The 19,172-nt window shown below is 64.1% G+C and carries 35 protein-coding genes and 1 tRNA gene; all 36 read right to left on the reverse strand.

The window, feature by feature from the left end:
* The 36 genes from G3572_RS22135 to G3572_RS15555 all read right to left on the reverse strand — a co-directional run bounded on the left by G3572_RS22135 (position 1) and on the right by G3572_RS15555 (position 19,154).
* Positions 1–354 (reverse strand): DUF1799 domain-containing protein, encoded by a 354-nt coding sequence (locus G3572_RS22135; RefSeq protein ID WP_164613794.1) that lies wholly within the window; start codon positions 352–354, stop codon positions 1–3.
* Positions 351–680, reverse strand: a complete 330-nt coding sequence (locus G3572_RS15385; protein ID WP_164613485.1) for a hypothetical protein — start codon at positions 678–680, stop codon at positions 351–353. Before G3572_RS15385 ends, G3572_RS22135 begins: the two co-directional genes overlap by 4 nt.
* Positions 681–718: 38 nt before the next feature.
* Entirely contained in the window at positions 719–1,657 is a 939-nt protein-coding gene (locus G3572_RS15390; protein WP_164613487.1) for a phage tail tube protein, read from the reverse strand.
* A gap of 1 nt (position 1,658) precedes the next feature.
* Complete coding sequence (locus tag G3572_RS15395; RefSeq protein WP_164613489.1) at positions 1,659–1,823, reverse strand: hypothetical protein; 165 nt, start codon at positions 1,821–1,823, stop codon at positions 1,659–1,661.
* Positions 1,820–2,248, reverse strand: coding sequence for a phage tail terminator protein (locus G3572_RS15400; protein WP_164613492.1), 429 nt, complete (start codon positions 2,246–2,248; stop codon positions 1,820–1,822). The genes G3572_RS15395 and G3572_RS15400 overlap by 4 nt, the downstream gene beginning before the upstream one ends.
* A gap of 8 nt (positions 2,249–2,256) precedes the next feature.
* Entirely contained in the window at positions 2,257–2,763 is a 507-nt protein-coding gene (locus G3572_RS15405; RefSeq protein ID WP_164613494.1) for a phage virion morphogenesis protein, read from the reverse strand.
* Between the two features lies 1 nt (position 2,764).
* Complete coding sequence (locus G3572_RS15410; RefSeq protein WP_164613496.1) at positions 2,765–3,199, reverse strand: gp436 family protein; 435 nt, start codon at positions 3,197–3,199, stop codon at positions 2,765–2,767.
* A gap of 27 nt (positions 3,200–3,226) precedes the next feature.
* Positions 3,227–3,303 (reverse strand) — tRNA-Met (locus G3572_RS15415).
* Positions 3,304–3,305: 2 nt separating this feature from the next.
* The gene (locus G3572_RS15420; protein ID WP_164613498.1) at positions 3,306–3,677 is read right to left on the reverse strand and encodes an HI1506-related protein; all 372 of its coding nucleotides are present in this window, start codon (positions 3,675–3,677) and stop codon (positions 3,306–3,308) included.
* Between the two features lie 75 nt (positions 3,678–3,752).
* Positions 3,753–4,649: a Mu-like prophage major head subunit gpT family protein gene (locus tag G3572_RS15425; protein WP_164613500.1), complete on the reverse strand. Its 897-nt coding sequence runs from the start codon at positions 4,647–4,649 to the stop codon at positions 3,753–3,755.
* A 14-nt stretch (positions 4,650–4,663) separates the two neighbouring features.
* Positions 4,664–5,065 (reverse strand): hypothetical protein, encoded by a 402-nt coding sequence (locus tag G3572_RS15430; protein ID WP_164613503.1) that lies wholly within the window; start codon positions 5,063–5,065, stop codon positions 4,664–4,666.
* A gap of 3 nt (positions 5,066–5,068) precedes the next feature.
* Positions 5,069–6,082 (reverse strand): phage protease, encoded by a 1,014-nt coding sequence (locus G3572_RS15435; protein WP_164613505.1) that lies wholly within the window; start codon positions 6,080–6,082, stop codon positions 5,069–5,071.
* Between the two features lie 175 nt (positions 6,083–6,257).
* Positions 6,258–6,434: a hypothetical protein gene (locus G3572_RS15440; protein ID WP_164613507.1), complete on the reverse strand. Its 177-nt coding sequence runs from the start codon at positions 6,432–6,434 to the stop codon at positions 6,258–6,260.
* Complete coding sequence (locus G3572_RS15445) at positions 6,421–7,725, reverse strand: phage head morphogenesis protein (RefSeq protein WP_164613509.1); 1,305 nt, start codon at positions 7,723–7,725, stop codon at positions 6,421–6,423. The genes G3572_RS15440 and G3572_RS15445 overlap by 14 nt, the downstream gene beginning before the upstream one ends.
* Positions 7,726–7,730: 5 nt before the next feature.
* Entirely contained in the window at positions 7,731–9,302 is a 1,572-nt protein-coding gene (locus tag G3572_RS15450; protein WP_164613511.1) for a DUF935 domain-containing protein, read from the reverse strand.
* A complete protein-coding gene (locus tag G3572_RS15455) occupies positions 9,302–10,732 on the reverse strand; it encodes a terminase large subunit domain-containing protein (RefSeq protein ID WP_164613513.1) in 1,431 nt (476 codons plus the stop codon). Before G3572_RS15455 ends, G3572_RS15450 begins: the two co-directional genes overlap by 1 nt.
* Complete coding sequence (locus tag G3572_RS15460) at positions 10,729–10,923, reverse strand: hypothetical protein (RefSeq protein ID WP_164613515.1); 195 nt, start codon at positions 10,921–10,923, stop codon at positions 10,729–10,731. Before G3572_RS15460 ends, G3572_RS15455 begins: the two co-directional genes overlap by 4 nt.
* Positions 10,920–11,459 carry a phage protein Gp27 family protein gene (locus tag G3572_RS15465; RefSeq protein ID WP_164613517.1) on the reverse strand — a complete coding sequence of 180 codons (540 nt, stop codon included), beginning with the start codon at positions 11,457–11,459 and terminating at the stop codon, positions 10,920–10,922. The genes G3572_RS15460 and G3572_RS15465 overlap by 4 nt, the downstream gene beginning before the upstream one ends.
* Before the next feature lies 1 nt (position 11,460).
* Positions 11,461–11,766 (reverse strand): VpaChn25_0724 family phage protein, encoded by a 306-nt coding sequence (locus tag G3572_RS15470; protein WP_164613519.1) that lies wholly within the window; start codon positions 11,764–11,766, stop codon positions 11,461–11,463.
* Entirely contained in the window at positions 11,763–12,110 is a 348-nt protein-coding gene (locus G3572_RS15475; protein WP_164613521.1) for a DUF2730 family protein, read from the reverse strand. The genes G3572_RS15470 and G3572_RS15475 overlap by 4 nt, the downstream gene beginning before the upstream one ends.
* Positions 12,110–12,508: a hypothetical protein gene (locus G3572_RS15480; RefSeq protein ID WP_164613248.1), complete on the reverse strand. Its 399-nt coding sequence runs from the start codon at positions 12,506–12,508 to the stop codon at positions 12,110–12,112. Before G3572_RS15480 ends, G3572_RS15475 begins: the two co-directional genes overlap by 1 nt.
* Positions 12,505–13,374: an N-acetylmuramoyl-L-alanine amidase gene (locus G3572_RS15485; protein WP_164613523.1), complete on the reverse strand. Its 870-nt coding sequence runs from the start codon at positions 13,372–13,374 to the stop codon at positions 12,505–12,507. The genes G3572_RS15480 and G3572_RS15485 overlap by 4 nt, the downstream gene beginning before the upstream one ends.
* Positions 13,375–13,467: 93 nt before the next feature.
* Positions 13,468–13,863, reverse strand: a complete 396-nt coding sequence (locus tag G3572_RS15490) for a hypothetical protein (protein WP_164613525.1) — start codon at positions 13,861–13,863, stop codon at positions 13,468–13,470.
* Entirely contained in the window at positions 13,847–14,074 is a 228-nt protein-coding gene (locus G3572_RS15495) for a hypothetical protein (protein ID WP_164613250.1), read from the reverse strand. The genes G3572_RS15490 and G3572_RS15495 overlap by 17 nt, the downstream gene beginning before the upstream one ends.
* A gap of 32 nt (positions 14,075–14,106) precedes the next feature.
* Positions 14,107–14,544 (reverse strand): regulatory protein GemA, encoded by a 438-nt coding sequence (locus G3572_RS15500; RefSeq protein ID WP_164613527.1) that lies wholly within the window; start codon positions 14,542–14,544, stop codon positions 14,107–14,109.
* Entirely contained in the window at positions 14,541–15,236 is a 696-nt protein-coding gene (locus tag G3572_RS15505; protein WP_164613529.1) for a DUF7168 domain-containing protein, read from the reverse strand. The genes G3572_RS15500 and G3572_RS15505 overlap by 4 nt, the downstream gene beginning before the upstream one ends.
* A complete protein-coding gene (locus tag G3572_RS15510) occupies positions 15,233–15,454 on the reverse strand; it encodes a hypothetical protein (RefSeq protein ID WP_164613531.1) in 222 nt (73 codons plus the stop codon). Before G3572_RS15510 ends, G3572_RS15505 begins: the two co-directional genes overlap by 4 nt.
* A 5-nt stretch (positions 15,455–15,459) precedes the next feature.
* Positions 15,460–15,699: a hypothetical protein gene (locus tag G3572_RS15515; protein ID WP_164613533.1), complete on the reverse strand. Its 240-nt coding sequence runs from the start codon at positions 15,697–15,699 to the stop codon at positions 15,460–15,462.
* Positions 15,696–15,911 (reverse strand): hypothetical protein, encoded by a 216-nt coding sequence (locus tag G3572_RS15520; RefSeq protein WP_164613535.1) that lies wholly within the window; start codon positions 15,909–15,911, stop codon positions 15,696–15,698. The genes G3572_RS15515 and G3572_RS15520 overlap by 4 nt, the downstream gene beginning before the upstream one ends.
* Before the next feature lie 2 nt (positions 15,912–15,913).
* Positions 15,914–16,096: a hypothetical protein gene (locus tag G3572_RS15525; protein WP_164613537.1), complete on the reverse strand. Its 183-nt coding sequence runs from the start codon at positions 16,094–16,096 to the stop codon at positions 15,914–15,916.
* 2 nt (positions 16,097–16,098) lie between these two features.
* Entirely contained in the window at positions 16,099–16,761 is a 663-nt protein-coding gene (locus tag G3572_RS15530; RefSeq protein WP_164613539.1) for a DUF3164 family protein, read from the reverse strand.
* A complete protein-coding gene (locus tag G3572_RS15535) occupies positions 16,758–16,982 on the reverse strand; it encodes a hypothetical protein (RefSeq protein ID WP_164613541.1) in 225 nt (74 codons plus the stop codon). Before G3572_RS15535 ends, G3572_RS15530 begins: the two co-directional genes overlap by 4 nt.
* Positions 16,975–17,418, reverse strand: coding sequence for a helix-turn-helix domain-containing protein (locus tag G3572_RS15540; RefSeq protein ID WP_164613543.1), 444 nt, complete (start codon positions 17,416–17,418; stop codon positions 16,975–16,977). Before G3572_RS15540 ends, G3572_RS15535 begins: the two co-directional genes overlap by 8 nt.
* Positions 17,415–17,786: a hypothetical protein gene (locus G3572_RS15545; RefSeq protein ID WP_164613546.1), complete on the reverse strand. Its 372-nt coding sequence runs from the start codon at positions 17,784–17,786 to the stop codon at positions 17,415–17,417. The genes G3572_RS15540 and G3572_RS15545 overlap by 4 nt, the downstream gene beginning before the upstream one ends.
* Positions 17,783–18,364, reverse strand: a complete 582-nt coding sequence (locus G3572_RS15550; protein WP_164613548.1) for a hypothetical protein — start codon at positions 18,362–18,364, stop codon at positions 17,783–17,785. The genes G3572_RS15545 and G3572_RS15550 overlap by 4 nt, the downstream gene beginning before the upstream one ends.
* Before the next feature lies 1 nt (position 18,365).
* Entirely contained in the window at positions 18,366–19,154 is a 789-nt protein-coding gene (locus tag G3572_RS15555; RefSeq protein WP_164613550.1) for an AAA family ATPase, read from the reverse strand.
* Positions 19,155–19,172: the final 18 nt, after the last annotated feature.

Here is a 19,172-nt window from a genome sequence, read left to right on the forward strand (position 1 = left end):
TCACCGTTCCTTGTTCAGCTCATCCAGTGCCCCGGCTTCGATCAGGCGCAGATCGGCCCAGACATCCGGCGTCACCGTGATCCCGGCGAGATCCAGCCCGTCCCGGACAGCGCCGTAATCGAGACCGATCCAGCGGATATCGCCCATGCCATGCGGGCGGGTGCGCCACTGGCCCGAGACGGCGAGGAAAGCCAGCAGCGCGGGCAGATGCTCCTGCCATATCCCCTCGTCCAGCTGCCGGTCATTCCAGCCTTCGGGCAGTTCGATCCCCCAAAGGGCGGCATCCTCTTCGGCCTCCTGCGGGGCTGCGCCGTCCAGCTCGCCCCGGACCCACGCCGCCCCGGCCGCCGTCAGTTTCCCCGCTTCGCGCCCATCATCGCAGCGTTGTAAGCCTGGATGATCGCCATGCGGATAAAGGGCACATCCAGCAACTGGTCGCGGACCGCGTTGTTGAACGAGAGGGGCTGGTCATCCTCGCCCACCACACCGTCCCAGCCGATCAGGATCGTGCGCAGCCAGTCATCCGTGCCCCGGATCGACATCATGTCGAAGGCCTCGGACTCGCTCACGGTCAGGGCCTTGAAACGGGCGGTGAAGTTCATGTCGGCATAGCCACCCTCTGCGGGCACCTGGACCTTTACCGGCGCGGTGAACTCGGGGTTCTTGACGATTTTCAGCATGGGGATGTCTTTCTGTTGGGAAGTTGAAAAGGCAGCGGTCAGGTCAGGGTCAGCGTCCACTGGTCATTGCCGGTGACCGGCAGCGGCACCATGCGCAGCGGCCATTCCTTGATGTTCTGCTGGTTCTCCAGCGATTGCAGGCGCTGCATCTGCGCCGCAGGCACCGCGAGCGATGCGATGCGGCCGGCAACAATGCCATGGGTCAGCGCCAGCGCCGCCGCCGTCTGGCTTTCAGCCAGCGCAAACGGGTCGAGCGTGGTCAGCGGCACCGCCTCGACCGTGGTCTCGATCGTCTCTGCCTTGTCGGTGATCAGGATGCTTTCGGACCCGATCAGGAACCGGGTCTCCACTGCATTGCCAAAGTTCAGGGCAAAGCTGCGCATGACCAGCGGCACCGCGTTGTAGGTATAGACCGGCGTGTTCGCGGTGGTGCCCACACGCGGCTTGTTCGCCAACTGTGCCGCGAGCGCAGGGGTCGGCTGCACAACTTCGGTTGGCTTGCTCCACAGGCCGGTAAACTCGAACTCCAGATAGGGGATGCCCTGGGCATTGACCCGCAAGGTGCAGGTGCCACGTGCGCCGCGCAGCCTGTACTGCGTCCCGGCAATCCAGAGATACAGCGTGACGGACTCATGGCCATTCGTCACCGGATTGTAGGCCACCGATGTCGCAGCGGTGATCACTTCGGCAATGGCGCAGCCGCGCAGCAGCACGCCCCAGGCCGGAGCGGTGCCAACCGTGCCGGAGGGCGTCATCTCGACCCGGAATGCCAGCTTTGCATGCAGTTCGGTCGGAATGGACGCCTGCGCCCCAAGCCAGGGCAGTTCAAGGTTGCGATTGACATCCTGACCTTCCATCGGGGTCAGGCGGACCTCGGTCGCAAGGATGGCATTGTCAGCTCCGGTCGGCGTCGCATCGGTCCCGTATTCGGCCTCGATCTTGGCCAGGAGAACCTTGGATTTCCACTTCAAGGGCATGTCAGGCCTCCTTTACCGGCTGTTTGACGGGTTTGATCGCGGGCTTCCCGGCGTCCGGGGCGGGTGCATCGGACGCAGCCTCGACCACCTGAATTGCGCCGGTCTTCGGATCGCGGATGTAGCTGCCGCCCGCATCGGGCAACGGGGCATTGGTCTTGCCGGTCATGGAATGGTCCTCAGCTGGTCTTGAAGGGTGAAGTTCAACTCGTAGATCGCCACGCCACGGGCAAAGCTGGCCAGCGCCGCCCGGCGAAAGACGAAGACCCCGACGGTATCGTCATCCGGGGTCCAGCCCGCGAGCGCGTTGGCGATCTCCATGATCATCGGGATCACCTCGTCCAGCGCCGCCCGCTCGCCCAGCGGATCATGGGCACGCAGCGACAGCACCACGGCAAAGCCGTAGTCATAGGACTGGACATAGGCGCCTGTGGCGGCGTCGCCGTCGCTGCGTCCGGTCAGGCCGGTTGGCAGCACATGGGCGCAAGGGGTCACCTTCGGCACCGCATCGGCCTTCATGAGGGCGGCAAGAGCCGCCGCGCCATAGACGCGGTTGCTCAGGAGCGGTGCCCGTTGCTTCAGGCGCTCGATCACAGCGGGCATCATTGCAGGGCCTCGATGATCGCGCCGTAGCGGATCTCGACAAGATCAAGGGCGCTGGCCCGTTCTTCCTCCGAAATCCCGAGATAGGGCCGCGCCGGAATATCGCCCCAGGGCGACAGCACAGTCATGTCGCGACCATTCTTGTCATTGCCGACCCAGACCCCAAGCGAGCCGGTCGCCGCCCCCAGCTGGTGGACGGCGGCATAGGGCACATTGGTGCCGACGACGACCTGATCCGGGGAGGCCCAGGCGTTGATGCTGCGCATCAGCACACCGCTGTCATGCAGCGTCTTGCCCCCCTTTTCGGTCGCGCGACGGCTTGGCTGCCAGGCCACACCATCCGGGCCGACATTGGTGGTGCCGATCCGCTCGATCGCGCCGTTGACCAGGACACGACCGATTTCTTCCATCAGAGGGGTCATGTCCTCGGAGGCGGCGGCCAGCGCGGACAATGCCCGGCTGGCAGCGGCATCTTCGAGACCGACCGTAAACTGCACCCCAGCCATGTCAGAAACCCTTCAGGCTGTTGCGGGTGATCTGGCGGGCGGGACCGTCTGTCATCGCCACACCGGGAGAGGTGATCAACGGCGCGACTTCGCCGCCATCCCCAAGGGAAGCATCGCCCCGGGCGACCGATTTCAGATAGCCGATGGCATCGTCGCGCAGGCTCTTGCGCGCCTCCATGCTGTGGCCGATGTTCACATAAAGCCGGTGCAGCGCCAGATCGCGGCAGATGACCTTCAGGATGCGCGGCACGGGCGACAGCGGCACTGTCACCGCCTTGGCGATGTAACTGTCGATCTCAGCCGAGGCATCGTCCAGCGCCGCCTGAATACGGTCGTCATCCACCTCGCCAGAGGCATCAACGCCCAGATCGGTCAAAGCCACGAGATCCCGCCCGGGGATCCCTGCCTTGAATTCTGCGATGCTTGCATAGGACATGGGCCACCTTGGGCGCTGGAGTGTTCTTGGTTGCGGGGGCAGGACTTGAACCTGCGACTTCCGGATTATGAGCCCGGCGCTCTACCGACTGAGCTACCCCGACAAATCAGTCCTCTGCGGTCGCCTCTGACGGGACCGCGCCAATCGAGACGATCAGCGCCGGATCCCGTCTCAACGCCTGCAGATCATCCTCAGAGAGATCAGCCAGCGGAATATCTGTCGGCTCCGGGCCGAAACGCCGGTCCGCGCGGCGACGGCCTTTTTCAGGGCCAACCACCCGGACCACCTGAACATGCCCTTCAGGCTCACCGTGCTCCTCCGGGCCACCAGCGCCGGTGGCAGAACTGTCCAAAGGGCGATCACCCACCGGCGGGACCGGCGATTTGCGGGGCGCGGTACTGTTCGGCTTCGCCTTTGTTTCGGATTTGGTCTGCACATCGGATTTGGCCGCAGCCGGACCTGTATCTGGGGTAGTCATCTTTGGTCTCCTGTCGGTTTATCGTCGGGGCGGATTTTGCCCGCCCCTCGGGAAGCCGACCGCCGGGGTGGCAGGTCAGAGCGTCAGGCGGGTCTCGCAATGCAGCTCGGCGGTGTTGCGCCATTTGTTGGTGGCCCCGTTTGCATCGCGCTCGTTGAGCAGGATTTCGCGGGCAGCCCCTTCGAGCGACGGCGGCACCACCAGCAACTTGGGCTTGAGGTTCAGCTTGCGGCCGCGATGGCCCCGCATCGACATCATGGCGGCACGGGCCAGACCGTAGTTGGTGGCGTTCAGCGTCTGGCGCGAGGCATAGACCAGCTGCCAGGCCCCGAAGCCCGAAGCACAGCGGCGCTTGGCCCCCCAGACGAATTCGTCCTGATTGAAGACGTTGTCGTCGGTCAGGCTGGTCTTGGCGGTGATCTTCGCGGCCTCGCGGTCCTGGAAGATCATCGGCTTGATCGCCCGGCTGTCGTCGATCAGATACCAGGCCGCACCGGAACCGCCCTGGAAGTTCGACACCGACACTTCCACGCCCTGCTCGTTTTCGACCGGGTGATCGGTGTCAAAGAAAAACTGGCCGTCATAGTGGGTGGTGTTGAAGCCCTTCTCCATGTGCTCCCAGACCAGATCGTCGGGCAGTTCCGCCGCGACCTGCGCCATGTCCGAGACCAGCGGCGTGTAAATGCCATACTGATCATCGGAGATGTCATCGACCGGCACCGCAACGGTCTTTTCGAACTTGCGGTTGGTGATGACAAAACCATCGGTCTCCAGCCGCTCGATGTAGCGCTCGCCGATCCACTCGCGCATCGGGCCAAGCTCCGACAGCTTGGGATAGGCCTGATGGCGGGTCGATGACTGGACCGTCATCGCAACGCGGCCAAAGGTGGGTTCAACGCCCGTGAACCGGGTGTTGAAGGCGGTTGTCATGGCGATGTTGAGGGCTGCCAGGGAGGCCCGGGTGATATCCATGGTCGGATCTCCGTTCAGAGGATTTCGACGACGACGCCCTCGGGCGTCACGTCCAGGCACTTGCCCGCCGCGATCGTGCCAGCCGAGGCCGACCCGACGGTGTTGTCATCGACCACGTAGACCGTGCCGCCGATATGGACGCGGGTGACAGCATTCGTGGTGTCGTTGGCGAAGAGGAACGGGCCGCGCTCGATATCGACGCTGGCCGCACCGGCAGCGCCATCCGAGTTGTCGACCTCGGCCAGGGCAACGCCGCGCACCCGGGTGGCGGTCGGGATGGCCTTCACCGCGTTACCGGCCGCATTCAGGGCGACCATCGACCCGGCAAAGATGCGCATCGAGGCCGCGACAGGATCGCGGAAACGCTTTCCCTCCCCAACCCGGGTGCGGGGGGCGTTCTTGGTCAGAGCAGTCATCGGTCAGCCCTCCTGGCCTGCGTTGCGGTTCTTGATGAAGTCTTCGGCAGACACACCCATCCGGGCGGCAACCTGCCGCTCCAGCGGATCGAGTGTGTCGCCGGTGGCCTTTGGCGGCTGCTTGCCCGCCAGCTGGCGGCGGCCAAGATCGACGCGGACTGGAGCAACCTTCACCCAGGCCTCGAACTCGGCCAGATCCTTGGCTGCCAGCTGGGTCGCCCAGGGTTCGAGATCAGGCGTCAGCTTGCCCTCGTCACGCGCCTTTTCCAGCGCATCCTCGACCTTGCCATCCTTGATGTCCTTTGCCAGCGATGCGAACTGCGTCTGCAGCTCGTCGAACGAGGCCTTGGGCACGAAGAGCGCCGGGTCGGGTGCTGTGGCCGTGAGGCGGCTGCAGATCTGGGTGACAGCATCGTCACCGGTCACATTTGCGGCTTTGGCGATCGAGGCCAGCTGGGTTTCGGCTGTCGCGAGGGCTTTCACACGGGAGACGATGTCATCGGGCTTCTCGGCGGCAATGCCGAGAATGCCCGCAATCTGTTGGATCGGGTCCATCAGGGTTTCCTTTGACGCAAGTTGACGGAGCTGCGGGAGTGCGGGTGTGTTGACGAGGCCAGCCCCTTCGATCAGGACCACCTGACCGTCGGCGCGGTTCTTGAAGACGGGCGAGATGAAACGGTAGCTGCGGTCTTCCAGCGCCTTGCGGCCCTCGGCTGTCCATTCGACCGATGCCATGATGCGACCGCCGTCAGCCTCCAGCCCGGTGATCCAGCCCGCCGCGCGGCTGTCGGTGCTGCCCTTCTCGCCAAACGACCGATGATCGAAGTCGATGGGCAAAACACCGCCCGCCGCGACAGACAGGCTGTTGCGGATGACGTCCTCGGGATGATCGAGGCTGAAGACGGGGCGGCTGTCAGCCGTCTTGAATGGCCCGACCGGGATCAGTTCGATCCGGTCGGCCGGAGCCGATGGCAGAGGCGCAAGCTGGGCGCAGATGTTTCGGGCAAGCTGTGTCATGGGCCAGCTATGCCAAATGACGCGCCTTCAGGGCCGGGGGATGCTGTTTCGGGGGTCGGTCCGCCCGCACAAGCGGGGTGTTGGCGCGGGTCGGGCCAGACTACCGTTCAAAAACCCGCCAGCGCGTTCAAAAATGGCCAGTCCGGGTTTGCGCGAACGTCGCCCGCAGCAAGCCTCAGGGCTGCTGTGCGGGCGTTTTCCGGGGCAGTTCCGCAATCGCCGAAAGATGCGCTTCCGCATAGGCGAGATAGGCCGGGGCCGCCTCGGCAGGAGGGGCAGCCCGCAGCTCAGAAACCAGCGCGCGCCAGCCGGGCACGTCATAGAGTTCAGGCTCTGGCCTAAGGCGTGCCATCGATCAGTCTCCGCACCAATTCGGCGTTCCGGTCCAGCAACTGCCGGACACGCTCGCTCATGTGAAAACGATAGGTGATGACACCGTTTTTCTCAAGCCATAGCGCAAGCGCATGATGATAGAGAAACCGGGCATCCGGATTGCCGGTCAGCTCTGATCTGAAGACCGCAAGGCGCGAGGTGAATTCGGCAAGGCTATCGCGCGCCAGCGCCGCAGGCACGCGCACCGCCCGCCAGATCGATCCGCCGGGCGTGATCGCCACAACCGAAGCCGCACCGCTGTCAAACATCTCGGTCAGGTCCTGGCTGGACAGGGTGGTATCGGTGATGTGGCTGTGAAGCAGCGAGCCGCCAGCGGGCACCGCCCCACGATCAAAGCTGACGACAGCAGGGCGATCCGGCCTGGCCGAAGCCATCCATGCCGGTTCGCCATCCGGGCGCGTGGCCACCAGGCTTTCGGTGCCCCGCCCCAGCCGCTGGAGGCGCAGGCCTTCGATGATCCCCAGCTCACGGGCGCGCTTGTCTGGCGCAAACTCCGGTGTCACCGCCGTCCAGGCGTCCTTGATATCCAGCCAGGCCGCCCCGGGATTGGTGTCAAAGCCCGGATTGACGCCGCGCGGAACATCGAAAACCTCCCCCGAGCGCTTGTTGACCCAAGGCCTCTCTTCAAGATCAGGGACCGGATCGACCTTGCGGTTGTTGCGCTTCATCCAGCCTTCGGTCCGCTGGATGACATGGCATCCGCAGAACCAGCCGTTCGGCGGATAGATGCGCAGCCAGACCGGATCATCCACATGCCAGATCTTGTCATGGAACCGGGTGTGGTCGTGGCGTTTGCTGGGCCGCTCCACCTGAATGTAGTGCAGATAGGGAAAGGCCCGCTTGGTGCGCTGGATCGCGGCCCAGTGCCCGGCGGCATGGGCGGTGCGCATGTTGGTGTCAAAGATGGTGCGCAGCCGCCGCATCGATCCGAGCTGGGCGTTGACCGTCTCTCCCGTCTGCGGATCGACCCTCGACTGCTTGCCCCACCAGCCCAGCTCCTGAAGGCGCGGGGCCAGCTCGGCCTGAAACTGCGCCAGCGTCCGGCCTTCCGCCAGCGCACGTGTCATCTCGTCCCGGATCGCCTGCGAGACGTCATCGCGCATCGCCTTTGCCACAACCCAGTTCCGGGCGTGTTCCTCCCGGAAGACATCGAGATGGTGAAACCGCTGCAGCTGCGGCGCATAGCCCTTGGAGGTGAAGTACTCGATCGCATCGCGATGTGGCAGCGGACGAAGCTCGATCCCGGTCATGCCGGTCACCGGACCGGAGCGCCGGTTTCACCGGCGACACGGGCGGCAAAGGTCGATTGCTCCAGTTGGTCAAGCACCGGACCGGGCGGTGCGGCGTTGAACACAGCAAGGATGTCCTGGACCTCATCCAGGGAGCCCGCCCGGCCGAGCGCCTCGATCAGCTGCCCGATTTCGCCGTCCAGTGCCTCCTGCATGTCACCCGAGGCAATCAGCTCGTCCACCAGGGCGTCGACGCTGTCGCGTGGGACAATATCTGAAACGCGCGCAGCAGTCTGACGGATGGCTGCCGGGTCGGGGTTGACGGGCGGCACATCCGGCTTCGGCGGTTCCGGCACAGGGGGCGTCAGCACCTCCTCATTGGCCTCGGGTTCGCGCAGGGCAAAGACGTTGCGGATCTGGCTCACGGCAATGCGCAGCCCTGCCTTGGGGCCTTTCTCCATCAGTTCCAGCATCAGTTTCGGGTCAGCCCGCTCCGGCGAGACAAACCGGATCACCGGCAGCGCCACCCTGTGCCGGTCGGCGAAGTTCAGCCGCACGATGGCCCCGGCAATATCGCGCTGCAGGCTCCCGGCGAGCTGCTCGGCATCCGCATCCCGGATGTCTCCGCGGACCTCTTCATGGATCTTGCCGACCGCATGGCCGCCCGCGATCGCATCGGTGGTGGCAACCTGCCCCAGCACCCCTTTCGAGATCTGTTCATCCCAGAACCGCGCGTTGCCCTCATAGAGCTTGTCCGACCCGGTGGTGGCGGCCGTGATCACCTCAAGCTCCATGTCCTTGGGGATGATCGCCGCCATGTCGACGCCGATCTGCCTTGCCGCCCTGAGCAGCGTCAGCCGGTCTTCCGGCGACGAGGATGGCCCATATTTGCCCAGGCGCAGCGGGTGGCCATAGGCCTCGAGAAAGATCGCCCAGTCCTTCAGGCTGAAATTCTTGAACAGATATGCCCAGGCCGCAAGCCGGGCCAGACCACCCCGGATTGCGAGACCGGATTTCGCCTTGGCGATATGGATCATGTAGCTGTCAGGGCGCAGCGGTTGCGGCCCGGCATTGTCGCGCAGGTAGATGTGGGTGCCGTTGTCGCGGTCGAATTCGAACCAGCGCGGATCGACCAGCTCAAGACCGGCCAGCTTCAGCCCCTTGCCCTCACGCTCCCAGACTATCTCCGACACCGAAAAGCCCTTGCCCAGGGCATCCATGATGTCGATCAGCGAGGACTTCACTGACGACGAATTCAGGGTGTTGCGCACCATATCGGCGGCCTCGTTGGCGGCTGCGGTCTCGTCGCCGGGATCAACCTGAATTTCGAGGGACCGGATGGCCCGCTTCCGGACCGCCAGAACGGCTGCATAATGGAGATCCTTTTCCTCCATCTGCTCGGCCATTTCGAGATAGGCGGTGGCATCACCGTCCTCTGCCTGGCGCAGGATGGTGGTCAGGCGCGGCGGGGTCAGCCCGTCCGCCGGGTGCCCGCTCTGCACCTGGCGCACAGAGCCGATGGAGGCCACCGCCTGGCGTTCCAGCAACTCGGCGGCTGTCACCCGCCGCATCGGTCGGCCGAATTGATCGAGTAGCATCACCAGGCACCTCCGCCATGGCCCCAGCGCTGGCCGGAAGCCTTGTCATCATCATCATCATCGGCCCGCCGGTCGGCCCAGCGGGACCGGACACCCGGCGCAGCCTGATACCCATAGTCCTCGGCCCCCATATCGGCGGCGGACACGGCCAGCGCACCCGCCCAGAAGCGGTCGGCATGACCGTCGCTGTCCCCGTCCGCGATCAGGCGGCGTGTGCCGGTTACCCCGACCTGCGATTTGATGGAGTGCAGATCGGCCCGCAGCTTCGGATCGCCCGCTGGAATGCGGGTCTTGCGGTCCTGCATCCGCTCTTTCAGCGTCGTCGCCATGTCGAGCTTCGACGCGGCTGAAAACAGCACGCCTTCAACCCGCTCGGAACCGTGCACCCGCTTGGCATCCTCGACCGGCTTTTCGCCCATGCCGGTCTGGTCCATGCGGCAACGCACCACGCGGTACCGCCGCATCACCTCGGCCAGAAGCGCATCCTGTTCGGCGAAGCTGATCCGGCGGCGGGCAATGATCTCACGGGTCCACAGGACATCTCCGACCAGCTCCACCACCCAGATCACGAAGAGGTCGTTGCGGGCCGCGATATCAACGCCCACGAAACAAAGCCCGCCCTGATAGCCTTCGGGCTTTCCGGCCCCGGCATGTTCGCAGGCCGAGATCAGGTCGTAATCCAGCCAGGCGCTGGCCTCGTCGAGCCATTTCAGCTCGTATTCCTGCGCCCAGGCATCCTCGTCCGCCATCCCGCGCCGCAGCATGTCGACATCGCGATCAAGCCCCTGACGCACCGCCTCATAGATATCGACCACATGCCGCGACCAGACGCTGTCCTCGGCGGTCATCAGCTCGTAAAACTTGTTGCCCTTGCCGTTCGGCGTCGAGATCACCCGCAGCTTCTGCTGGCCCTTGGAGATGACCGGGAAGAGCGCCGCCCAGATTTCGCGGCTCTTCGCGTGAAAGGCGAATTCGTCCAGGATCACGTTGGCCGAGAACCCACGCGCGGTGTCAGGATTGGCAGGCAGCGCTGTGATCCGGCTGCCGTTCGGGAACCCGACCTCAAGCGCCTTGTAGACTGCATCCGGGCCGCTCGCCTGTGGGGCACGGAACTCGCCTTCGGAAAACACCGGCTCACCGCCCTTCAACAGGGTGTTGTAGACCTCGTAAAAGGCCTTGGTGAACGGCTTGATCACCTCGGTCATCATCTCGGCCGCCTGCCGCTCGCCACGCGACAGGATCACCCAGCGGCTGCGACGGCCGTCGATCCATGACCTGAAGCAATCATCGGCGCATTCGCCGCCCGTCGAGAAGGTCTTGCCGGTCTGGCGGGCGAACATGCCGATCTTGAACCGGCTCTCGTCAGCGATCCATGCCCTCTGATAGGGCAGGAAATTGATGACCGGGCTGAGCGGGGAGATGGCGCTCATGGCGCGTCCTGCGGGATCTCCGCGAAGGCCCGGAGCAAGGTGACCTCATCATGAAGCCGTTCCAGCTCATGCACGGCACGGTCAAGACTCCGGCAAAGGCTGGTCATCATCGTTCCCTGCACATGAGTGCCTTCAAACGCACGGGAATGTGCCCGAAGATCATTGATGATCTGGCGCGTGCTCGCCATCATGCAAAACCCATGATCGCGCGCGCCTTGGCAGCAGCCTCGGCGTCAATGTCGCCCGATGCGACTGCTGCATCGAGCTTTGCGGACTGGGCCTTGCGTTCCTTGTCCTGCATCGCCTGGACGATGCCGGAACTGGACATGACGTCTTTCATCATTTTGGCGAGGAAGTGCAGGTTCTGGGGGCTGATCTCGGCACCCTCCTTGGAAACCTCGGCCTGCATCACCTTGAACGCCAGCGTGGTCAGCATCTGGAACAGCACGTTCTGACGCTGCGCCTGATCCTCCATGCCCATGTCGCCAAGCCATTCCTTCGCCCAGTCGGATGCCTGCTCCTGAAGGCGGACGAATTCCTGATATTCGCTGCCCCAGGCATGGATGGCTGACTTGCGGATGCGCAGGTCCAGCCCGGCCTCTTCCAGCCGGAAGTTCAGAGCCTCGGCCAGTTCTTCATACTGGCCGAAGCCACGGGCGCGCAGCTCCTCCTGAAGCCAGCTGCGCAATTCTTGCGGCAGCAGGTCGATCTTGCGGGGCGGCGGCATCTCAGCGCCTCGGGCTGGGACGTTGGATGTCGGGGTGCGTGGCGCGGCCGGTAGCGATTTCGACCCCACGCGCGGTCGCGGTCGCCACCCGGAAATCACTCGACCCGCCCAGCGTGACAAAGCCATTTTCGGCCAGCCAGCCCAGTTCGGTGGTGGCCTGATCCCGCGTCGTGTCGATGCCGATCCGGTCGCTGTTGAGCACATCGGTCAGGATCGAGACATTCGACGTGTAGGTCGGGATCGCTTCGAGGAACCGCAGGATGGCCAGACGGCGATGGCGGCTGTTGAATGCGAGATAGTCGGTCATTTGCGCTCCAGCAGATACTGTTCGACACGGGTCAACACGATGTCCTGGCGCTTGCTGGCCTCGATCGTGGCATTGTGTGCGGTGCGCAGCATGCCCACCGATCCTTCCAGCCGCTCCATCGCCAGCGCGAGGCTGTGGATGTCTTCCTTGGTCGGCTGGCCGCGCAGCGTCTGTTCGACCGAGCCCAGCCGGTGATCCAGCCGGTCCATGCGTTCGCTGCCCGCCTTGAAGCGGGTTTCAACGTTCTGGTCGCGGGTCCGCCACCAGGTGTAGAGGATGTTGATGATGCTCAGGCCTGCCAGCATCACGGCAAGAGCCGGGCCCAGTTCAATAGCGGCTTGCATCAGGGCCGGGCCACACCAGCAGGCCAAGCTGCGGGATTGCCGTCCAGCCGATAGACGGGCGATGCCTCGATGGCCTCGCGCAGCTTGGCCTCAGCAATGGATACAAGAACTCCGGCCCCCGGATTGAGCGCAGCGATCGCGTCAGGCACGCTGCTGCCCGCATGCAAGATCGCTTCGTTGATGGCATCCTCACCGACAGTGCCGCGTGACAGTGATGCCCGGATCCCGGACATAATAGCGGAATGCAGCGCCTCCCGGTGGCGAGCCTCAATCTCGATGCCCCAGCGGTTTTTTGCCGTTCTGGCAGCCCAGATCAGAAAGAGGCCGAGAACCGCACCAATGAGTTGCAGCAGCATCGGCAAGAGCTCCCAGTAGAGCATGAGCAGAAAATCGTTCATCGGGAAACCTCATCGGGGTTGAAGGGGGTGGCATAGCGCGCGACGATCCAGCCTTCGTGCCCGGCGTACTGCACGAGCAACCAGTCCCGGCCATCAAAGCTGCCCCTGCGGATCACCGGCACCACCGCAGCATGCGGGATGGCGGCAATGGCATTGGGGTTGAACGACGGCCAACGCCGCAGGGTAAGCGTGTCGCCCGGCGTGTTGACCTGAACCCACTGATCCGCAGCGACCTGTGCACTTGCGGCCTCGGCCTCTGCAGCGGCCGGATCATCGCGGCCAAAGACACGGGCGCGGATCGCCTCCAGCGGAAACAGCGGGTTGGTGTCGATCTTGCGGCCGGGGCTGACATACCAATGCGTGGTGATGTCCTTGAGCGTGGGAATGCCAGCAAACAACGCCTCCAGCAGATCGATCACCGCTTCGATCTGTTCCGGCGCATAGGGCATCCAGATGCCACGACCATGCTCTTTGGTCTCGGCCTCGACCACCTGGTACGCGCCATAACCAAAGTCTTGCCCCCACCAGGCCAGCGCAGAGCCGCCGAGGCCCCGGGTCAGCTTGCCCGGATTGACGATCTCGATGCCGATCGAGAAGGCATTGCAGTCCTTGCGACCATGATAGCTGGACTGCCCGGCGTGACCGGCGCGGAGGTTCGTGGCCACCAGCTGCGAGACCGTGCCATCCCGCTCCACCACGAAATGCACCGAGGCAACCGTGGTCCGGGCGAGATAATCGCGGCTGTTGAACGCCTCCAGCCGCCCGGCTGTGTCATGCATGATGACAATCTCGGGGACGATCTTGCCCCCGGTCAGTTTTGCGGGGATGAAGGGCACCCCCTCGATCTTGTGGTTTCTCAGACGCATGGTGGCCCCGCTCAAGGGGCACCTCGCGGCCCCGGTCACGGACCGGGATGCCATATGCCCCCGGCAACAGGCCGGGGGATGCGGTTTCGGGGGTCAGTCGAACAGGGGCAGGAGCGGTTCAAATCCGGCATCGCGCCGCATTTCGGCCCGGAGCTTGCGCACCCACATCGAGGTGACGCCATGCTCCCTTGCCAGATCATTCGCCGTCCGCGTCGGATTGGTCAATCCGGCTTCGAGGACAGCAGCCCGCAGAAGGCTTGCCCGGCGCTGCACCTCGTTGCCACGCGCCGAAGGGATGTCGATCTTGGTGCCTGCAAAGCGCTCGGCGAGCCAGCGGACGGCATCCACGCCGATCTCGGAGGCAAGGGCAGAAGCTTCGGAATGCTCCGGCCGAGGGATATCACGGCGCTGACCACCGGCGTTGGCAATGACATTCAGCCGCACGGTCAGGCCGAGGTCACGTTCGAGTTCATCAATCCAGGCGGTCATCCAGCCGCCTCCTGTTGATCATACGCGGCATCCCCGGATCCGATGACGCAGGGGTGACGGTGGTGACCCGGAAATCCGAGATCGTGTAGCGAAACCCGTCTGATACCAGCCCGCAGGCCCCCATCTCGACGGCGGTGGCAACCCGGCGTTCAACCTCGCGGCGGTGGGTTTCGACATCAATGCCGACCACCCGCTCAAGGTAGCGCAGCATTGCGTGATCGCTGACATGGGGGCGGCGGCGGGTCACTTGAGCGCTACCCCCGCCCGGCGGCACATCGCCTTGAGCGCCTGCACCACGTCATTGATCTGGTCGTGGTCGCGCATCGCATCAATGTCGATCGGCACCGACTTCCACTTGCCCTCGAACTGCGAGCGCAGGAATGCGTTGAGACCGGCCCGACCCGGCTTTTGCAGTGCGCCGGCCTCGCTCAACAGCCGCCACAGCACATGGCAGAACCGCACATCGCCCCGCGCCGCCGCAGGGCGCTTCGCCTTGGCCCCGCCGGTCGGCTTGAACCCCTCGGCCTTCAGCGCGTCCAGAACCTTCTGCTGCTCGGCAGCCGTCATGTCTGACAGACTGGCCTTGCCCACCACGCGCAGCTGCAGCTCGCGCCGCGTGTCCTCGTCCAGCCCGAGCTGGCGGCAACCGACATGGATGGTGCGGATCAGGGCCGCGGTCATTTCGCGCCGCCGATCTGCTTCGGAGGATTGTGAGTGCTACCGACACCACTTGCGAGGTTGACCTTGCTTCCGGCAGTCCAGCCAGACCAGACAGCATCATCAAACCGCGCCTTGCCAACTGCTGGTGCACAAACTGGTTTCGCACCTGAAAATCGTTCATCCCGAGCAGATGTCGCGACAGCATTGGCCTGCTTGTCGATAGACGGGCCGAAAATCTCAATCAGTCGATTGGACAGGCGGGCGACCATCCCCATCGTAAAATCACGAACTGCCACGCGGCGGGTAGCATCCGTCCTGCGGCGACGATAGACCCCCCCGGCTTTGAATTCCGCAATGCTGGTATCCACAGCACGATTGAGGACAGCGACCAAATAAGCTGCTATCTCCGGGCCGGGTTCTCGTCCGACGAAAACCAGATCGGCACCCCGCATGCCTTTTTCATGCAGAAATGTCGGCGCGGTATTGGTGCAATAGGCTACGACCTTCCAGAGGGCATCGCGCGCACTCCTGCCTTTGGTCGAGGCACTGACTGAGGCTTGCCCGATAGTCACCTCGGCCTCAGACAACCCATAGTCGCGCATCAACGCCGCCGCCTTCTGAGCAGCAGCGAGCGCTTCTGCCTCGGTGCAACCGGCTGCCGTGGTCATTTTCAGGAGAGCGGCGATCTTTTGCTTGATGTTGTCCGAGGTCAAAGCAGCACCTCCAACTCGCGGGCGATGTCGTGAAGGTCATGGGCCACACGCGCATCATCGAAGGGTCGCGCGATCACATAGACGGAGAGATCGCTGGCGTTTGGGCCGTGCGCTTCGACGGACATCTCTGGCCCGCGATCAAGCGCGCGCTCCAGTGCCGCCTCAATAATGGCGATCCTTTGATGCAAAGGCAGGTCAGGTTGAAGACGGGCCGACATGGGGGTTACTCCTCAGCTGGGGGCACCGGCGGGGCCAGCATGGACTCGACGGTTTCAAGGGTGAGTTTCAGTCGGCGCGCCACCGCCTTGCGGGCGGCATGCAGGTCCAGCTCGGTCGGGATGCCCGCGAACCAGTATTTCCGGCGCTCCACGACCTCTTCCGCCATCGCGGCGTGGACGCGGGAGGCAAGCGCCGCAATCTCTTCAAATATCTGGGCGCGGAGGTCGAGATGAACCATGATCATCGCGCCTCCGGGGCGGGCAACGCAAGACGCCTTACAGACTTTGCGCGCTGACCTTGTTGCACCTCACCCAATTCTCCGAGTGCGTAGCCGAGTGCAGCCATGTCTTCTGTTTCGATCTCAATCCGGATCGTCGCTTTGACACCTTTCACGGTTGCGCCAAACGACTTCAGACGGAGCTTTTCGTCGGGAGCGCCAAAGATATGAAAACCCATGATCACACGCCCCCTGCAGCGATCATCAGCGCCGATGCGGCAATGGCCAGTGCGACAGCACAGGACAGACTTACAACGGTCGCGCGCCGGTCCTCTTGGAGAACAAAAGTCCCGCAAACCGCGCCGAAGAAGATCGCGAAGCACTGCAAGACAAAGGCGATGATGATGAGAAGAACTCCGATCATAGCTATGCACTCGCCAGATCAATGGTCAGCGTCTGCCAAGGCGCGTCATAGGCATCGCGGTGCTGGAACCGCAGGTAGCTTTTGGACCCGATGACATGCATCGCAGCCCGGATCGCCTCCTGCCCCTTGCGGAACTCGGGATCATCGTCCTGGACGTTCAGCAGCACGAAGACATTGGCCCGGTTGATCTGGCCTTCCTTGTCAGTGTCAAAGGCGCTGGTGATGATCGACCGGATCAGCGGATCGGCCCCGGCCGCCCGTTCATTGAGCACCTTGTCGAACAGCATCTTGGCGATCTGCATTTCCGGGCCATAGGCGATCCGGTCCTGAATGCGGACTTCCACCTTCATCAGCCCGTCAAAGGTGGAATAGGTGCGGTTGCCCTTCGGGCCGCCCACGGTCAGGCCATAATCCTGCATCATCAGCGCGTCGAATGAGCCAAGGTCTTCGTAAACATGGCCTTTGAAACGGGCAATCTGGGCGGCAAGGGCAAAGGCGAACCCAAAGATCTTGCGGACCTGCTCATCCTGCAGACGCTTCATCGTCGGAACGTTCTCGACGGCACGCAGACCGCCCTTCCCGTCCGCCATGTACAGGTTGCCATTGGCTTCGATGATGCCGGTGGGGACCGGGTGTGGTTCAAACCGCGTGGTATGGGACGTCATGTCCGTGTCCTTTCGATAAGGGTGTCTGGGGTGGCTTCGCCGGGCAGGACCGGCACCAGGCCGAGCGCGATCAGCGTCCCGGTCATGGCGGTGATGTCATCAATCGAAAGGCCGGTGATGCCGCGCATGTCATCGCGCAGAACCCGGCCCACCGCACGCGCCGCGCGTTCGACCATCTCTTGCGGTGCCATGGGCACGATCGGGCGGACAGGCCTACCCATGCCGCGCCTCCGTCAGCTGCAGTGCCGCCTTGCGGGCCTCGGCATCGGACAGGTCCCCGTTGGCCAGCACCGACCGCACGGCGGTCAGGCAAAGGTCGGGCATCATGCCCGACGAGGCACCCGTCAGGATGGAGCGGCGCAGATACTGCACCTCGCGGCGATAGCCATCATCCTGCGCAATGCGGTCGGACACCTGATCGATGCCATAGCGCACCGTGGTTTCGTCGCGGCCACCGACCAGCTGGCCGATCCCGGACAAGGTCAGGTGGGTCAGATCGCGCAGCAGCCACATCAGCTCATGGCGGACGCGGACCACGGGACGGATACTGATCCGCGAGGTGATGATCAGATCTGCGGATGCCTGGCGCAGCGACAGGAAGGCGTCGATCACCTCCTGTGCCGGGCGGGTTTCCTTCATCGACGGGGGAAGCCTCATTCCTGTGTCTCCTTCAGATATCGGGGGCAGCGCTGACAGGCACGGAACATGCGCGAGCGCAGCGGGTTGCCGGTCTGGAAGCGCTTCGCCTTGGCCCGCCAGTCCTGACATTCATTTGTCGGCATGTTGCCCAGGGCCGGACAGGCGACCACGGCGCGGCCATAGACGCCGCGATAGCGTTCCTCGACCGCCACCAGGTCACCGCCATATTTGTTGGCGAGCACAGCGCTCACCAGCGAGGCGGACCGGCCAAGCGCCTTGGCCACCTTGGCCTGACTGGCTTTGCCACATTCAATGGCAAGCCCCTCCACCCAGTCCGGCAGACCATCACCCCATGCAGCGCGGGCGGTATCGAGCGGGCCGCTCATTTCGCGCGCTCCATCCGGCCGATGCCGCTGACAAAGGCATAGACCCCCTCATTCGCATCCCAGACCGCCGAGACCCGCTTTTCCTGCGGCGCACGCGGCCCGCTGTTGTGCACCAGCACATAGGTGGCCTCGCGGCCAACCGATGGGTCTGCCGTGCGCAGAACGCTCAGATAGCCGCCCTGCAGCAAGGCCCGGCAATAGGCCCGCGCCTCCTTCAGCTCTGGCCGGAGGTCTTCCCGGCAATGCGCCAGCAAATCGACCGGCCCGAACTTCTTGAGATTGCGCATCGCCGTCCAGAACTGTCCGGCGATCAGCGATGCCCGGTCGGTTGGTTGCCGGTATTCGGGGGTGAGCGCGAACATCTTGCGCCCCCGCGCCCCACCGCCATGCTCCACCCGCACCCGGCCCTCATCGCACCAGCGAAGGATGATCTTCTTTGCCGCCTCCAGGCTGATGCTCAGCTCCGTGGCAATCTCCGCGTAGCCGAATTTTCCGACCCGCTGCGCCAGCGCCCAGGCCTTGGCCTCGGTCTCGGGCAACCGGGCGGCGGTCACAGTCTGATTTGCCCCCATCAGCATGTCACGCGCTCCTCCGGGCCTGACGGGCCGCAATCTGTGCCCGGGCCACCACACTGGCCTCCTCGCGGCGGGGTGCCGGGGCGTCACCTCCGAAAAACGGCCGCCCACCCCACTCTTTCAGGGCAACTCTCTCCCAACCCTGGCGCATCGCCTCCTCGCGCACCTTGGCAAGGTTGATGGAAACCCGCCGCAGCGAGCGCCGCGATTGTTCGAGGATGAGCGCCTTCAGATCGTCACCAATCGTGATGCCCCGCGCATAGATCGGGGCCAGTTGTGACACATCACCGATCTCGGCCGGTTGCGCCGCGACCCAGTCCAGCATCCGGCCATGCACCCGCTCCCAGCGCTGCAGCATAAGCGGCAATTCTTCCTCGCCGATCAGGATCACAGGCACGTTCGAGGCCTCGTAAAGCCCGCGCACGACCTCGACCATGTCGCCGCGCGCCAGCCGGTCGGCTTCATCGATCAACAAAGGGCGCTGCGCTTTTGCGAGAGCTTCGGCAACCTGATGCGCCAGTTCCGGTGCTGTCCGAGCCGGTTTCAACTCCAGCTCGACAGCAAGGAAGTGCAGCAGCTGCTTCGACCGCCAGAGCGGCTGCACTTCGACATGGATCGCGTCAAAGCTGTTCTGGACATAGGTGGCGGCGCAGGATTTGCCGTAGCCCGAAGGGCCGTAAAATGTCGCCATGCCGGGCAGGCCGTATTCGCGCATCTGCACCCGGTCCACGAGGGCGTGCAGCGCGGATACATTGCGCAGGGCGGCGACATTTTGGTACAGGACGTCTGACATGCTCGATCGTCTCCTTTT

Source organism: Pseudotabrizicola algicola, assembly GCF_010915705.1.
In the GTDB taxonomy this organism is placed as follows: Bacteria; Pseudomonadota; Alphaproteobacteria; order Rhodobacterales; family Rhodobacteraceae; genus Pseudotabrizicola; species Pseudotabrizicola algicola.